The organism is Paenibacillus sp. FSL R5-0912 (assembly GCF_000758605.1).
Lineage (GTDB): Bacteria > Bacillota > Bacilli > Paenibacillales > Paenibacillaceae > Paenibacillus_AQ.
In genome coordinates this window covers 4,911,472-4,927,496 of sequence record NZ_CP009282.1, presented here as the reverse complement: position 1 = coordinate 4,927,496, position 16,025 = coordinate 4,911,472, and the positions used below count along the sequence as shown (strand labels likewise).

Sequence of the window (16,025 nt, the reverse complement as noted above, 5' to 3'; positions counted from 1 at the left end):
CTTTTTGGTATATATATTGAGTTCAGAAAAGGGAGTGGAGCGTATGACCGAACGTAAAGAACCCAGGCAGATTCTTACAAAGGAAGAGCTGGTGGAACAATTAAGGGCTTGCGGGATCAAGGAAGGACAGAGCTTGATAGTACATGTATCCCTCAGCCGACTGGGTTTCGTGATTGGCGGGGCGGAGACGTTAATTCGTGCGCTGCTGGAGCTTGTCGGTGTGAACGGCACCCTGATGATGCCTTCGCAGACCTGGAAGAATCTCGATCCTGAGACCGGGGTGCACTGGGAAGAGCCTGCGGAGTGGTGGCCGCTCATTCGTAAGCACTGGCCTGCGTACGACAAGGAAGTTACTCCGGCGATCGGGATGGGAGTAGTGGCAGAAATGTTCCGGAAATGGCCGGGAGCCACCAGATCGGATCATCCGGCCCGTTCTTTTGCCGCGCTCGGCAAACATGCGGAGTATCTGGTAAAAGACCATGATCTGAGCAATATCTTTGGCGCCGGTTCACCCCTGGACAAATTGTATCAGCTGAACGGGCATATTCTTCTGATGGGCGTAGGCTATGACAAGAATACATCGCTGCATCTGGCCGAGACCCGAGCTGACTATCCGGGGAAGCAGATGGTTAATGAGAGCAGTGCTGTTTTGGTGAATGGTGTCCGCGAGTGGTTAACTTACCCGACACAGGCAGTGGATGACAGTGATTTTGTCCCATTGGGGCAGGAGTATGAGCAGGCGGTGAATCTGCAGATTCACCGGGCCGGGAATGCAGAGGTAAGATTAATGGAACTCAGGTCATTGGTAGATTGGGCAACGGTTTGGATGGAGCAGCACAGGTAGGGGGAAGGCAGACAACAAATAGCCCGCAGATGCTTCAGGGAAGCGGTCTGCGGGCTGTTTTGTGGAGATAGGGTTAATGTAACATGAACAAATGCTAAAGAATTATTGCAGCTCTTTCTCCAAAGCCGATCCCATTTCACGGGAACGCTCGGCACAGCGGTTAACTGCAGCGATGACCGTTTCGAAAAAATCTCCGCGTTCCAGCACTTCAATCGCGGCTTGGGTAGAGCCGTTCGGCGAGGTGACCTTCTTGCGGAGCGCGGCAGGTTCTTCACCCGTCTGCTGCACCATCCGGGCAGCTCCCAGCACGGTCTGAACCGTAAGCTCGCGGCTCTGCTCAACCGGCAGTCCGCCGCGGATGCCGGCGGCAATCATGGCCTCCATCATGTAGTAGATATAGGCCGGTCCGCTGCCGGAAATTCCTGTTAAGGTTTCCATCCGCTCCTCATCAATTACGGCTGTTAACCCGACAGCTTCGAAGATATTAAGGGCTGTGCGGCGGCTCTGCTCGTCAACCTCCCTGGAGAAGGCTATGCCGGTTGCACCCAGTCCGATGGAGCTGGAGGTGTTGGGCATCGAGCGGACTACAGGCTGCTGTGTACCCAGCAGACCCTGTATGGTGCGGATCGTAAGTCCGGCAATCACGGAGATCACGAGCTGATCCGGTGACAGCAGCGGGCCCAGATTACGCAAGGCTTCTGCAGCATCCTTAGGTTTCATCGCAAGCACAATTACAGGAGCTGTACGCAGAGCTTCTGTTTTTTGCTCAGGAGCATTGTAACCCAGAACACCATAACGGCTGCGTAGTTCAGCCAGACGTTCGCTGCTGCTGCGGTTTAGCATGATGATTTTGCCGGATTCCACTACGTTCCGGGTGATCATTCCGCGCACAATTGCCTCAGCCATCGAGCCTGCGCCATAAAAAACGATATTAATATTGAGAAGTGGAATGGATGGTTGCTGACACATGGCTGGTAGTCCCCCTAAAAGTTATGTTAGCTTAGGATCTCTGCAGTTTCCCGCTTCTGCTTCCCCTAAAACTTGTATCCGAAGCCACTTGCTTATCCCCTTATTTGGCCGGAGCCATGGATAATGTACTTGCATGAAGTCAGCGCAGGCAGCCCCATCGGGCCGCGGGCGTGCAGCTTCTGGGTGCTGATCCCGATTTCGGCACCAAAGCCGAATTCAAAGCCGTCAGTGAATCGGGTGGACGCGTTATGATATACAGCGGCAGCATCCACTTCCTGCAGGAAATGGGCGGCATTCGCGGCATCCTCGGTCACAATGCACTCGGAATGTTTGGTACTGTACTCAGCGATATGCCCGAGAGCCGTTTCAAGAGTGTCCACGATTTTGACATTGAGAATATAGTCATTGTATTCCGTGGCGAAATCCTGCGGTGTAACCGGCAGAGCCCAAGGGACAAGAGCGATTGTAGCCGGACAGCCGCGTAACTCCACATGGACACCGCGGAAGGCCTCCGCCAAAGCCGGCAGGTGATTGGCGGCAAAATCACGGTGAACGAGCAAGGTCTCCATAGAGTTGCAGACAGAAGGACGCTGCGCCTTCGCATTCAGGCTGATCCGCTGCGCCATCCCGGGTTCGGCAGTGGCATCCAGATAAGTATGGCATATGCCTGCACCTGTTTCAATTACCGGTACCGTGGCGTTAAGCACGACATTCTGAATGAGTGAACTTCCGCCGCGCGGAATGATGACATCCAGCAGACCATTCAGCTTCAGCATTTCATCCACAGAGGAACGGTCCGGATCTTCGATCAGCTGAAGGGCATCAGGCGGCACTGCAGTTCCCGCCAAAGCTCGGTGCAGTACCTCTGCGATCGCACGGTTAGAGGAAAGAGCGGACGAGCCGCCGCGCAGGACCACGGCATTGCCAGTTTTGAGGCACAGGCCCGCAGCGTCAACGGTTACGTTCGGACGGGCCTCATAGATGATGCCGATAACGCCAAGCGGAACGCGGACCTTCTCGATGAAAAGGCCGTTCGGGCGTTCGATGGTTTCCAGATTGTCACCAATCGGATCCGGCAGTACGGCGATCTGCCGCAAGCCTTCGGCTATGCTATCAATCCGGCCTGCATCCAGTGCCAGCCGGTCGAGCATCGACTCCGGTGTGCCGTTTAGCCGCCCGCGATTCAAGTCCTCGGCGTTGGCGGCAATAAGATAATCCGCTTCAGCGCGCAGGGCTGCGGCCATGACAAGCAGCGCTTCATTCTTCTGACCGGTAGTCAAGCTTGCGAGTACCCCTGTGGTCGCTTTGGCCAGCGTCGTTTTGTTTACCACTTCACTCATGACGATTCCCCCTAAAAGTTATGTTGGCATTATGCATCTATGAAACTGATTCGTACAAAACTCATTTTGAAAGCATACGCTAAGTATGGTGAGCTTACCGAAGTGTGATCCATTCGTCGCGGTGGATAACCTCGAGCCGGTGCACTTCGCCGAGTCTTGGGACAACCTCGCGGCTGGGAAGCCCCTGGATGCTGCGGAGCTGGGTATCATCATAATTGACGATGCCCCGTCCTAGCAGTTTGGCATCCGGGCCGAGTACTTCTACAACATCTCCGGAATGGAAGCTGCCCTCGATTCGTCTGACCCCGACCGGCAGCAGGCTATGGCCTCCATGGAGCAGAGCTTCTACCGCGCCGTCGTCAACATACAGGGAGCCCAGCGGGGTGGACATGAATCCAAGCCATTGTTTCTTGACAGGCAGGGAGGAGAGGGTTGTGGCAAAATATGTGCCTTTGCCTGTGCCTTCAGCTGCCAGTGAAAGATCACCAGGCTCCGTAACTCTGCCTACAAAGACAGGAACGCCTCCCCGAGTGGCAATCTTGGCAGCATCGATCTTCGAACGCATGCCGCCAGTGCCTACGCTTGAGCCAGCGCCGCCTGCAATAGCATAGATCTCCGGTGTAATCTCTTCTATATGCTGATACCGGACTGCATCCGGATGCTTGCGAGGGTCCCCGCTGTATACGCCGTCCATATCCGTCAGGACCAACAGCCGTGAGGCCTTCAGGAGATTGGCGACGAGCGCCGACAGGGTATCATTATCACCGAATTTCAATTCGTCTACCGATACAGTGTCATTCTCGTTGAACACGGGTACTGCGCCCTGCCGAAGCAGTTCCTCCACAGTCATCATGGCGTTGTTCATGGCGCGGCGGCTGCAGAAGTCCGTGCGTGTCAGAAGAATCTGTGCTGTAGGAATACTGTGCCCGGCAAAGGCTTCTTGATAAGCCTGCATGAGCATAACCTGTCCTACCGCTGCTGCGGCCTGCTTCTCGTGCAGCAGCTTGGGGCGGGACGGATAGCCGATAGCACGGAATCCGGCCGCCACCGCTCCTGAGGTAACCAGAAGAACTTCACAGCCTTGCTTACGGAGTGCGGCAATCTCGGCGGCGAAGAAGGCGACCGCAGACCGGTTCAATCCGCCCTCAGGGCCGCTCAGTGAGCTGCTGCCGATTTTGACCACGATTCTTGTCGTCATTGTCTTTCACTTTCCTCTCAAATTTCAATCGCTGTAAGCCCGAAAATGACAAAAAGCCCCCATCCTTAGACTTAGCAAAGGACGAAAGCTTGGTTAACTTCCGCGGTACCACCTTCATTGATGAGGGTTCATCCGACTTCATTCTCGTAACGGGAGTATCCGTCCTGCTGGGCAGGCCGCTCGGGGGTAGGATTCGGAATGGACATCCGCGGTAAATTCTCCCAGCCTTCCGGAATTTACTCTCTGCGCGCGAATCATTGTCAATTCTTACTGGTCCCGTCTGCACGTTTCACTATTTGTCATTTAGGATACCATGGCCAAGCAGGGTTTGCAAAGAGCCGTCCTGCGAATTTTTTTGGGATGGAGGGGAGCAAAATTAATGTTTGATCTTCAGGGGGGCGGGTAAAGTATTTATAATCTGTTACCAGGAGGTGGATTGAATTGAGTAAGAGCACTAATATCCAGCAGGAACAGAAGCAAAATGCCAAAGAAGCCGCTGAAGTTCAAAATAAGGCGATCAGAGAGTTTGTCGAGGATAAGGCCGGGGATACCCGCACTAGGGGACCGGTTGATGAGAGTACAGGCCGTCTGCCGGATGATCAGAACCGCCTGATCACGCAGCATAATTTGCGCAAATAAATAATTACTTCCCGCGAAAAATACAGCAAATGCCCATCCGGCTTCCAGACAGGTGCCGGATGGGTATTTGCATTGTTCTGCTGTTTATTCGTCCGCCAGTCCGGCAACCGTTGCTTTGAAGGTTTCAATGAAAGCTTCAGCGGCCCGGGATAAGTAGCGTCCGCGCCGGTAAGCGACCACCAGGGTACGGCTGGGTACCGGATCGGCCAAAGGCAGGTAGACAGGTACAAATTCACTCCTCGGAGCACGTGCGATGAAATGGGGCACCAGCGTTACACCCATCCCGGTGGCTACAAGCGACTGAACGGTCTCCATATTATTGCTTTCAAATACAATCTGCGGCTCAAAACCGGCTTCACGGCAGAGTTCAACGGTCATTTTACGGAAGCCCTGACCTTCTTTGAGCACGATGAACGGTTCATTCTTAAGCTCATGCAGTGAGGTGCGGATACCCAGAGCACTCCGCGCTGCCAACGGATGCTCAGGCGGGACCGCCAGATCGATCCGTTCCTCGCCAAGGACCTCATAAGCCAGAGTCGGAATCTCCAGCGGCAGGGAGAGCAGGCTTAGATCCGTCTGGCCGCTGGCGGTCAGCTTCTCCAGATTCATAGAGGAGTCCTCCAGCAGGGTGATTTCAACCTCGGCATATGTACTTTTGAATACCGGCAGTACATGCGGGAGCAGGTGCGCACCAGTGATCGGCATGCTGCCTACCACGACCCGTCCGGTCCGCAGCTGGGAGATATCGGACATTTCCTGGCGCAGCAGCTCCACGGCATCAATGATCGCCTGGGCCTGCTCAACGAATTTCTCCCCGGCATAGGTCAGCTCAACGGAGCTGGTATTACGCTGGAAGAGAAGAACACCCAGCTCTTTTTCCAGTTTGGAGAGCTGCTGGCTTAAGGAGGGCTGGGCAATATGCAGCTTGTCTGCTGCTCGTGAGAAGTTTCTTTCTGCAGCGATCTGAAGTGTGTACTGCAATTGTCTGAGTTCCACGGATAGGCTCCTTTATTAAAAAGAATGGATAATCTGTCTATAAGTATAACCTATAGATATCCGATTTAGTATAGGTGGATGTTTGGCAGCGAAGAGAGTGGTGTGCTTCAGCAGGTTGATAATCTTACATAATCTGCATATTAAATATCTTTATTTTGAACATAAGGATATACTTAAATTATTCTTCAGGAGCCCTTATGCATGCTCTAGGCATACGTTCTTCGAAATAAACGGGGGGGGGTATTATGGGCGTTCTGGCAAGATTAATACAATCATTTGACGAGCTCGAAGAACAGCTGGGGTATTTTATTCATAATAATTCGGCCATCGAGCCATTGGATGAGAATCATAACTATCTATACGGGGAGACCGGCTTCTGGTCTAAGCCACAGCCTCATCAGGCCTATATGCAGAAGCATGTGCTGGCGGATTACCTGCAATTAACCGCTCTCTGCAGCCAAGTTCTCGTCAATGTCAAAAGCGAACATTATCACAAATTCGAGCGGAGCACGGCTGTCGTACTCAGTCATATCAGGCAGAACACACTGCTTCCGAGCAGGACACTGGAAGATGTTTTTAATGAGATTAAGCTGGAAATGGACATTCAGCGTGGAATCATTGCGGGTACGTATCAATAAGGAAACAGCAGAAGCTAAAAGAGTAAGGAACTACTTTCGGCGGTTGTACTGCAGGCGCGCGCTATAGGATGAACCTATAAGTGCTATAGAAATCATATCTTGGAATTATAAACGTACTGATGTTATATTTAGAACATTCAAGAGAGACTCCACGCTCTCATCCAAATGGAACGATTCTACTATATGAGGTGAAATTCATGGGCAACAAGACAATGTTTGAAAAGATTTGGGAAAATCACGTTATTCATCAAGAGGAAGGCAAGCCAAGTATCATCTATATCGATCTGCATCTGGTTCATGAGGTTACTTCTCCACAGGCCTTTGAAGGATTGCGCTTGAGCGGCCGTCCGGTCCGCCGTCCGGGGCTTACTTTCGCGACTATGGATCATAACGTGCCTACCAAGGACCGCTACAATATTACAGATCCGATCTCCAAGCAGCAGATAGATACCCTTTCACAGAACTGCCGTGATTTCGGTGTCAGACTGTTCGATCTGAATGATATTGATCAGGGTGTTGTACACGTTATGGGGCCGGAAATTGGCCTGACACATCCCGGCAAGACCATTGTCTGCGGGGACAGTCACACCTCCACACACGGAGCGTTTGGTGCGCTAGCCTTCGGGATCGGCACCAGCGAAGTTGAACATGTGCTTGCGACCCAGTGTCTGCAGCAGTCCAAGGCGAAGACAATGGAAGTACGCTTTACGGGTAACCGTAATCCGGGAGTGACCGCCAAGGATATGATTCTCGGCGTCATCGCCAAATACGGTACGGATTTTGCCACTGGTTATGTTATCGAATATACAGGCGAAGCAATCCGTGAACTGTCGATGGAAGAACGCATGACAGTCTGTAATATGTCGATCGAAGGCGGAGCGAGAGCCGGCCTGATCGCACCTGACGAGACTACATTCGACTATCTGCGCGGACGTCAATATGTGCCGCAAGGCGAAGCGTATGATGCTGCTGTGGAGATCTGGAAAGGTCTCGTAAGCGATGAAGGCGCACAATATGACACCATAGTGGAATTCGATGTAGAAACGCTGATTCCGCAGGTTACCTGGGGCACCAGCCCGGGAATGGGTACGGACATTAACTCCAGTGTGCCGAATCCTGCAGACTTCACCACTGAGAACGAACGTAAAGCCGCTGAAAAAGCGCTTGAATATATGGATTTGGCTCCAGGTACGCCTATCTCTGAAATCGGTATTGACTATGTCTTCATTGGCTCCTGCACCAATGGCCGGATTGAGGATTTGCGGGCTGCGGCTCAAGTAGCCAAAGGCCATAAGGTATCCGATAAGGTGACGGCAATTGTTGTACCGGGCTCCGGACGCGTTAAGCTGCAGGCTGAGAAGGAAGGTCTGGACAAGGTCTTCACAGAAGCCGGTTTTGAATGGCGTGAAGCAGGCTGCAGTATGTGCCTGGCCATGAATCCGGATGTTCTGCAGCCTGGACAACGCTGCGCATCGACCTCCAACCGTAACTTTGAAGGACGCCAGGGACGCGGCGGACGCACGCATCTGGTCTCTCCTGCCATGGCGGCTGCGGCTGCAATTAAAGGACGGTTCACCGATGTCCGCGACTGGAATTACAAGACGGAAGCCGTCAACTCATAGAATAATTGAGAGAGCAGGAGGACACAGAAAATGGAAGAATTTAAAAAATTAACAGGTGTCGTAGCCCCGGTAGACCGGGTTAATGTAGATACGGATGCAATCATTCCGAAGCAATTCCTGAAACGGATCGAGCGTACCGGGTTTGGACAATTTCTTTTTTACGAATGGCGTTTTGATGAAGCAGGAAATGATAATGCAGCGTTTGAGATGAACAAGCCGCGCTATCAGGGAGCATCCGTGCTGATCTCGCGTGCGAACTTCGGCTGCGGCTCCTCCCGGGAGCATGCGCCTTGGGCTATCCTGGATTACGGGTTCAGAGTGGTAATCGCCCCGTCCTATGCCGACATCTTCTATAACAACTGCTTCAAGAACGGCATTCTGCCGATTAAGCTGTCGGAAACACAGGTGGATGACCTGTTCAGCCGTACCGCAGAGCATGAAGGCTATACACTGACCGTAGATTTGGAGAACAACAGATTGAGCGATGAATACGGCCTTGCCATTACGTTTGAACTGGATGAGCACCGCCGCCAGTTTCTCCTGCAGGGATTGGATGATATCGGTCTGACGCTTCAGCATGCAGATGAGATTGCAGCGTACGAAGAACGTCATGCTGCCAAGCTTTTCGGCTAAGCAATGTCGGGATGCTTGCAGGGAAGAGAGTGAACATCTGGCGAAGAATTCGTAAACTTTACAATTTTTACACAAAACTTCTATTTCCGGTGTCGGAAATAGAAGTTTTTTTGCTATAATCGATATATTCATTGCCTGTGAAGGCAACTTTTGGAGATTTCTGTCGTCTTAATCTTATCTATGGTTCTATCAATTGACAAAAGGAGAGGAAAGGATGAAGAAAGCCGGACAACGGATGTTATTCCTACTGCTGCTGCCGCTCTTGTTACTGTCATTCCCCGTTCATGATACTGCCGCTGCCGCAAGCAGCCAGGGAAGGATTGTAATGGACAGTAAGGAGCTTGCGCTGCCCAAAGGGGTCATCCTTGAAAACGTGAATGGAAGCGTTATGATTCCAATCCGGGTGGTGGTGGAGAATCTTGGTTTTGAAGTGCTCTGGGAGCAGACCACCCGCAAAGTAACCGTCCAGCAGGACGGCAAGACGGTACAGCTTGCAGTAGGTAGCAAGACGGCTGAAGCCGATGGCGTAAGTCTGCTGCTGAATGCCGCTCCCAAGCAGAATGGCGGTACGGTACTGGTTCCTATCCGTTTCGTGAGTGAACAGTTCGGACTCAGTGTCGGCTGGGATAATTCCGACAAAACAGTTTACTTAAGCGGCGGAATAACTCTGGATACACCTGTATCTGCAGATCCTCTGCCTTCAGCTACCGTGGCGCCTGCAACCTCTCCAGGCCCTGTGGTGGCAGTGCAATCCCCTGCTCCGACACCGCAGCCTCAGACCAATACAGAGATTCCTGAAGAGGTCGAGGGCAGCATTACGGCCTCTCCGACTCCAGCAGTTACGTCCCCGACTGTTAAGGGGGCTGTATTCAGTGAGAACCGTCTTATTGTTGCGGTTGCCGGAGGTGCCAAGCCTACGGTAACCAAGATTACCGGACCTGACCGGATTGTAGTTGATTTTCAGGGAGCTGCGTTTGCCTCTGATTTCAGCGGTAGCTTTCCGGGGGTATCTGCCAGCGGCAGTCCGCAGGGAAGGCTGGACGTAAGCGGTTACCCGCTGGTATCTGAAATACGCTATGCGCTATTTAGCACCAGTCCTTCTACGGTCCGGTTCGTAATCCAAACCGCAGGCAGCCAGAATTACCAGCTGAGTACGGATGACAGTACAGGGCTGGTGACAGTAGATCTCAATACGGAGAATAGCGGAGCTGGTACACCGGTGAATACAGGACTTACCGGCAAGCCAATTGTAGCGCTTGATGCAGGTCATGGAGGCACACAGCCGGGAGCAATCAGTCTCACAGGCAAAGCGGAAAAAGACTTCAATCTTGCGGTTATCCTTAAAGTTGGAGCGATTCTGACACAAGAGGGTTGGGCGAATGTTGTATACACACGAACATCTGATGTTACTCTCGGTCTGCAGGACCGAGTGAAAACTGCTGAAGCCGCAAAGGCTACGCTGTTTGTTTCGCTGCATGGGAATTCGTTGGATGTAGGGTATCCGAACCGTGACAAAGTCAATGGCAGTGAAACCTATTACAGCCGCAGCGAAAGTCTTCCGCTTGCCCAAATCATGCAAAAGCATCTGGTTGCCGGTACAGGATTCAAAGATAACGGCGTCAGATCGAAGAGTCTGCATGTCACCAGAGAGACAAGCATGCCAGCCGTACTGCTGGAGGCAGGTTATCTGACGAATCCGGGAAATGAAGCGGCTATGTACAGCGAGCAGATGCAAAATAATCTGGCACGGGAAATTGTGGCGGGAATTAAAGAATATCTTGGGCTTTAAATAACGTGGCAAGGGAGCTGCGTGTGAAGAGTCCTGATTTTTAATGGTATTTATTCGCAACTTTTAGGTTCATCGGGCGTCTAAACTATGTCGAAGATTGTCAGTAGGATTGCACCAAGAACGCTCGTTTGGGGGCGGAATACTAGAGTCTTAGAGGTGAAGAATGAAGAAATTTGCTTGTATGCTGTTGCTGCTGTTGTTCTTTGTTGTGATTCTGCCGGGGCAAGGACAAGCTGCTGCGGCTACCAACAAGATTTTCCTGGATGGACAGGAACTGACCGCAGGGCAGGATGTTCCGGTGGAAAATGTAAACAACTCCATTATGGTACCGCTAAGAATGATCGCTGAGAACCTTGGATACAAGGTGAACTGGAATCAGACAAGCAAGACCGTTACGATTGAACAGCAAGGTAAGACTATGCAGCTGATCGTTAATCAGACTGCAGCCTCCGTAGACGGTAAGACCGTGATCTTGACGACGTCACCGCTTCTGCGGAACGGTACAACTCTCGTGCCGATCAGATTCATCGGAGAGCAGTTTGGCCTTACAGTCAAATGGGACAATACGAATAAGATTGTAGATCTTATTACCCCGGAAATCCCGGATACTAACACAGAAACAGGTGGAAGTAACGGAGACGGGGGAACTGTTGTAGTCCCGCCGGATGATGCGGCAAGCGGCCTGAGCATGATTAACGGAATCAGCTTCAATGAGAACAGGCTAACCATTGCACTTGAGGGCAACACCCAGCCGATGGTTTCCAAAGTGAGCGGACCGGACCGGATTGTAATTGACTTGCCGAATGCCACTTTCTCGGATGTATTCGGTACAGGACAACAGCTGGATCCCAACCTGAACGGTATGCTTACGGTTACTGATTATCCGGATGTATCCGGTGTGCGTTACTCGCTCTATAGTACCGCCCCGTACACTGTACGTTTTGTAATTGACCTTACTACTTCGAGAAATTATAGCGTTGAAGTTTCGGGCGATGTCTCCAAGCTGATTGTCATTGATTTGAATGCGCAGAGCACTGGAGATACTTCTACACAGCCCGGCAACAGCGGGCGTAAACTGGTGGTGCTCGATGCCGGGCATGGCGCCAAGGATTCCGGGGCCGTTGGTGTTACCGGTAAATACGAGAAGAATTTCAATCTGGCTGTTATTCTGAAGGCGGCGGAGCTGCTGAAGCAGGAGAACAAAATTGACGTGGTTCTGACCCGCAGTGATGACACCTTCCTTGAACTGAAGGACAGGGCGGCAATTGCTAACAACCTCAAGGCTGATTTATTCATCTCTGTCCATGCCAACAGCAGCGGCTCTTCCGCAGCAAGCGGAACGGAGACCTACTATCAGCGCGAAGCCAGCAAGGCTCTGGCGAATGTGATGCACAAGTATCTTGTACAGGCTACCGGACTTAGTAACCGGGGCGTACGTTACGGCAACTTCCACGTTATACGCGAGACAACGATGCCTGCGGTACTGCTTGAAGTTGGCTACCTCAGCAACAAGAATGATGAGGCACTTCTGTTCACGGAATCACTTCAGAACAAAGTTGCTGCATCAATGGTAAGCGGGATTAAGGAATATCTCGGGGTTCAATAACAACGGGCGGTAGCCAGGGCCGCAAAGTCGGATTTCGGCCATGGATTGGGGTCAAAGAGACTTTGCGGCCCTGTCCCGCCCGTATTCATATGGAGGGGGTTATTTAGTGATGAACAAGAAATTGACATATGCAGGTATAGCAGTATTACTGCTCGCAGTAATTTCGGGATGCGGTGACAAACCAACCGCCTCACCGGCCGATGCAGCCGGACAGGATTCATCCGCCGTATCGAGCGGAGCGGAAGGGGACGCAGGGAACGCCAGCAGTGCTAATAGCACTAATGCACCTCAGGCTACAAGTACGCCGGAGCCTGCAGCTACGGAAGCTCCTGTAGCTACTGAGCAGCCGGCAGCGCCAGAGAAGCAAAGCCAGAATATCCAGGTCTATTATACAGATCCTCAGCAGACTGATCTGGTGGCGGCCGAAGTCTCTGTCAGCTTCACAGATGCCAAAGAAAAATACTCAGAGGCCTTTAAGTCTCTCCAGAGCAGCAAGAATGCCGACCAGATTCCGCTTTGGAGCAAAATTGAGCTGAAATCTCTGGAATTCACGAATGGACAGATTGTTCTGGATATTCATAAGCCGGATGAAGCACAGCTTGGTGCAGGCGGTGAAGCCCTGGCAATCAGCGCGTTATCCAAGACCTTCTTCCAGTTTGAAGAAGTGAAGAATATCGATGTTCTGGTAGACGGAGAACAAGTCGAGAGCCTGATGGGACATGTGGACCTCGTGCATCCAATGACCCGAGAGAATAACGGATTGTAAGCATTACGCAGGAATTAGGCTAATGGCTGACGAAATAGCCAACATAGAAATTCAGATAAGCCATGGAGAGGGGAATATCGAATTGTCCGGTCACAAAAAATTAAAGCGTAAGGTTCAGTCTTATTCTGCTAAAGCGGTGTCCGCTGTTCTGGCCGGCACTATGGTGCTTGGCGGTACAGGAGCGGTGTTTGCCGACAGTACCTCAACCGGAACACCAATTGCAGCGGTAACTACCCAGAGTGCAGCAACAGCTGCAGGGATATTTAGTGATGTTAAAACGGGCTTCTGGGCCGAAAAGCATATTTACAAGCTGGCTTCCCAAGGTATTGTTGTCGGTAATAACGGCTTATTCCGTCCGGGTGACTCCGTTACCCAGCAAGAGGCTGTTCTGATGGCGCTGCGCTTTATGAAACTGCAGGGCAACGTAAACACAAGCACAGATGTGGTTCTTCCTGCTGATTTCATGGTAACTAACTATTACAAGCCTTATGTTGTGCTAGCATTTCAGCAGGGACTGCTGGATAAGACGGTAGAAATGGCTGTAGATAACCTGAAGATCTCTTGGGGAGAACGCAAGGCCAGCCGAGAGTGGGTTGCAGAATTACTGGTCCGGGCACTGGGTAAGAGTGCATCTGCAGCAGCGGCAGCGGGTGAACCGACCGGTTTTGCCGATGATTCCAAGGTATCTGCGAATAAGCGCGGCTATATTAACACCGCAGTTGATCTAGGCCTGGCCAACGGACTGGACGGCAACCGCTTCGACCCGCAGGGCGCAGTAACCCGTGCCCAGCTTGCCACCTTCTTCAGCCGTGCTGAGGCGCACAACACGCTTGACTACGATAATACATTCAAAGGAACGGTAAGTTCACTGAAAGACGGCAAGCTGACACTATTTAGTAACGGCAGCACTACGGACTTCACTTTGAATGCGAACACTGCTTATTTCACAAGTACTTCAGAGACCCGCATCTCTCTGAACGAGATACAGCCCTACACCAAAGTGACCGTTATCGGTGCAACGTATAGCGCAGCTTATGTAGAGCTGACTGATCCGACACAACAACTCGATCAGGCTGAGGGTACTTTTACCAAGGTCTCTTCAGGTATTGTCTGGGTGGATTCAGCATTGGGTTATGATCAGTATGACTATGATGCCGGTACTGTATTCACCGATGTGAATGGTACAGTGATCCAGCCGTCATCGATTACTGCAGGCAGCAAGATAAGATTGACCCGTGAAACGTTCAGCGGTTCTCATAAAGTGGTGAAGGTCCAAGTGACCTCTGGCGTAGTTAATAAGACTGCAACCGGCACGATTCAGAATGTAGATGCGGCTTCCAAGAGCATAACGTTCAAGAATACAGACGGAACAACGGAAAGCTTTAAGTGGGAGGATGGGATTTCATTATTCAGTTCCCAGAATTCCATTCTTCTGCCGGCTGATTTGAAGGCAGGTGCTGCCGTCTCCTACACGATCAAGGATAACCTGATCCGTTCTGTAGAGGTTACTTCTGGTATAGAGCGTACTGTTAAGGGCTTTATATATGAGTTGACGGATTCTACCATTGTCTATCAAAAGACAGATGGCAGCCGTGAAGTTAAACTTCTGGCCAGTAAACCGGTAATTGTAATTCCAAATGTGGCTAATCCTGTGATAGGTGATCTAATCTCTGATAAAACAGGCGGAGACAATGTTCAGCTTACGCTGAACAGCAGTGATCAGGTGACCCATATTGAGGTGGTCAGCCGGCAAATCAATCAGTTTACCGGAGCAACAGTGGTTGATTTTAACGCGAAGACCCAATTCCTTACCTTCACTGATAATCTTGGCAAAGCACATGTAATCAAGCTCGATACAAATACTAAGATGTCTTATGATGGTACCCCGACAACATCAATTACCAGTATGGGTGCAAGGCTTGCCGAAAACCGGAAAGTAGATGTGACTTCGATTAATGAGCGGGCATTGTCAGTTGAGCTATCTACCAAATATTCCGGTATACTGACTGCCATTAATGCCTCGACTAGGACCATTGTTTTCAAAATGAGCAATGGCCAGCTGATGACCATGGGATATCCGCTTAACGTAGATATATTTGGCAAAACCAGTGCGACTATGGCAGATGTTTCGGTGAATGTACCAGTAACTGCAGTGCTCACCGGCAATCAAGAGATAATTTCGGTCCTGCGGGTAGCCTCATCGGTACAGCTTGAGGTTGCAGGAGTGAATGCCAATACTAACAAAGTCACTGTCAAGTCAGGCAGCGGAACCAGCGATATTTATGTAGCGGCCGTTCCTCTTAGTAATGAGGCGGGCCAGACAATCACACTTAGTGAAATAAAGACAGGCGATTATGTGAATATTAACTTTGACGGAGCCACAGCATTGTCGATGCAATCGGTTAAGCAGTATTCCGGTCAAGTCTCTGCGGTTGACGCTGCAGCCAGAACTTTCACTGTAAAGGATTATTCCGGTGTGTCCCAGAATTTCGCCGCCAGTGCTGGGGTGAGAATTACCCGTGACGGTGTAACCACTACTGATCTGAGTGGCCTTACTACAGCGGACCGTGTGATAGCGCGTAAGGATGCCAGTGGAGTAATTATTATTTCAGTATTCAGTCAGCTTAGCCGCACCTTCGCACGCTATGAGAGTGCAACGAGTGAAGTCATGACCAAACGCGCCACTCTGAATGAAAATTATAAGTTTGTACTTGCGGCAAATGCATATATTCATCAAGGTGACACGACTTTACCCGTGCAATCTCTCAAAGAAAATGATAATATTATAATGTATTTCAACAACGACAAGATCGTGGAAATAGTGAAACAATAATCGTTTTGGTGATTTTCCGTGTGAAACACCGTCTTGATTCAGGATTTTGTCCTGAATCAAGACGTTTTTTTTGAAATATAAGGACAGCGCTGTGTTCACTTGAACGCTATGGAAGTATACGATATAATGTATTCTTTGCTTATATTTCTTTT

At 50.9% G+C, this 16,025-nt stretch carries 13 protein-coding genes; 9 read left to right on the top strand and 4 right to left on the bottom strand.

What is annotated here, in order from left to right:
• Window positions 1–43: 43 nt before the first annotated feature.
• The gene (locus tag R50912_RS20840) at window positions 44–844 is read left to right on the top strand and encodes an AAC(3) family N-acetyltransferase (protein WP_042237568.1); all 801 of its coding nucleotides are present in this window, start codon (window positions 44–46) and stop codon (window positions 842–844) included.
• Window positions 845–946: 102 nt separating this feature from the next.
• Here the strand turns inward: R50912_RS20840 and proC are convergent, their stop codons facing one another.
• The 3 genes from proC to proB form a co-directional block, all read right to left on the bottom strand.
• The gene (proC, locus tag R50912_RS20835) at window positions 947–1,813 is read right to left on the bottom strand and encodes a pyrroline-5-carboxylate reductase (protein WP_042237567.1); all 867 of its coding nucleotides are present in this window, start codon (window positions 1,811–1,813) and stop codon (window positions 947–949) included.
• A gap of 92 nt (window positions 1,814–1,905) precedes the next feature.
• The gene (locus R50912_RS20830; RefSeq protein WP_042237566.1) at window positions 1,906–3,153 is read right to left on the bottom strand and encodes a glutamate-5-semialdehyde dehydrogenase; all 1,248 of its coding nucleotides are present in this window, start codon (window positions 3,151–3,153) and stop codon (window positions 1,906–1,908) included.
• Window positions 3,154–3,247: 94 nt separating this feature from the next.
• Entirely contained in the window at window positions 3,248–4,351 is a 1,104-nt protein-coding gene (proB, locus tag R50912_RS20825) for a glutamate 5-kinase (protein WP_042237565.1), read from the bottom strand.
• A gap of 441 nt (window positions 4,352–4,792) precedes the next feature.
• Here proB and R50912_RS20820 point away from each other — a divergent pair, with 441 nt between their 5' ends.
• A complete protein-coding gene (locus tag R50912_RS20820; protein WP_042237564.1) occupies window positions 4,793–4,990 on the top strand; it encodes a hypothetical protein in 198 nt (65 codons plus the stop codon).
• 84 nt (window positions 4,991–5,074) lie between these two features.
• Here the strand turns inward: R50912_RS20820 and R50912_RS20815 are convergent, their stop codons facing one another.
• Window positions 5,075–5,986 carry a LysR family transcriptional regulator gene (locus R50912_RS20815; RefSeq protein ID WP_042237562.1) on the bottom strand — a complete coding sequence of 304 codons (912 nt, stop codon included), beginning with the start codon at window positions 5,984–5,986 and terminating at the stop codon, window positions 5,075–5,077.
• Between the two features lie 245 nt (window positions 5,987–6,231).
• Here R50912_RS20815 and R50912_RS20810 point away from each other — a divergent pair, with 245 nt between their 5' ends.
• From R50912_RS20810 to R50912_RS20780, 7 genes are all read left to right on the top strand, one after another.
• On the top strand, window positions 6,232–6,624 hold the full coding sequence (locus R50912_RS20810; RefSeq protein WP_042237560.1) for a hypothetical protein: 393 nt from the start codon (window positions 6,232–6,234) through the stop codon (window positions 6,622–6,624).
• A gap of 197 nt (window positions 6,625–6,821) precedes the next feature.
• Window positions 6,822–8,246, top strand: coding sequence for a 3-isopropylmalate dehydratase large subunit (gene leuC / locus R50912_RS20805; protein ID WP_042237558.1), 1,425 nt, complete (start codon window positions 6,822–6,824; stop codon window positions 8,244–8,246).
• A gap of 30 nt (window positions 8,247–8,276) precedes the next feature.
• Window positions 8,277–8,879, top strand: a complete 603-nt coding sequence (gene leuD / locus R50912_RS20800; protein WP_042237556.1) for a 3-isopropylmalate dehydratase small subunit — start codon at window positions 8,277–8,279, stop codon at window positions 8,877–8,879.
• 214 nt (window positions 8,880–9,093) lie between these two features.
• Window positions 9,094–10,668: an N-acetylmuramoyl-L-alanine amidase family protein gene (locus R50912_RS20795; RefSeq protein WP_042237555.1), complete on the top strand. Its 1,575-nt coding sequence runs from the start codon at window positions 9,094–9,096 to the stop codon at window positions 10,666–10,668.
• Between the two features lie 163 nt (window positions 10,669–10,831).
• On the top strand, window positions 10,832–12,274 hold the full coding sequence (locus R50912_RS20790; RefSeq protein ID WP_042237553.1) for an N-acetylmuramoyl-L-alanine amidase family protein: 1,443 nt from the start codon (window positions 10,832–10,834) through the stop codon (window positions 12,272–12,274).
• Window positions 12,275–12,383: 109 nt separating this feature from the next.
• Window positions 12,384–13,040 (top strand): GerMN domain-containing protein, encoded by a 657-nt coding sequence (locus tag R50912_RS20785; protein ID WP_042237552.1) that lies wholly within the window; start codon window positions 12,384–12,386, stop codon window positions 13,038–13,040.
• A gap of 82 nt (window positions 13,041–13,122) precedes the next feature.
• Window positions 13,123–15,873, top strand: coding sequence for an S-layer homology domain-containing protein (locus R50912_RS20780; protein WP_042242892.1), 2,751 nt, complete (start codon window positions 13,123–13,125; stop codon window positions 15,871–15,873).
• Window positions 15,874–16,025 lie beyond the last annotated feature (152 nt).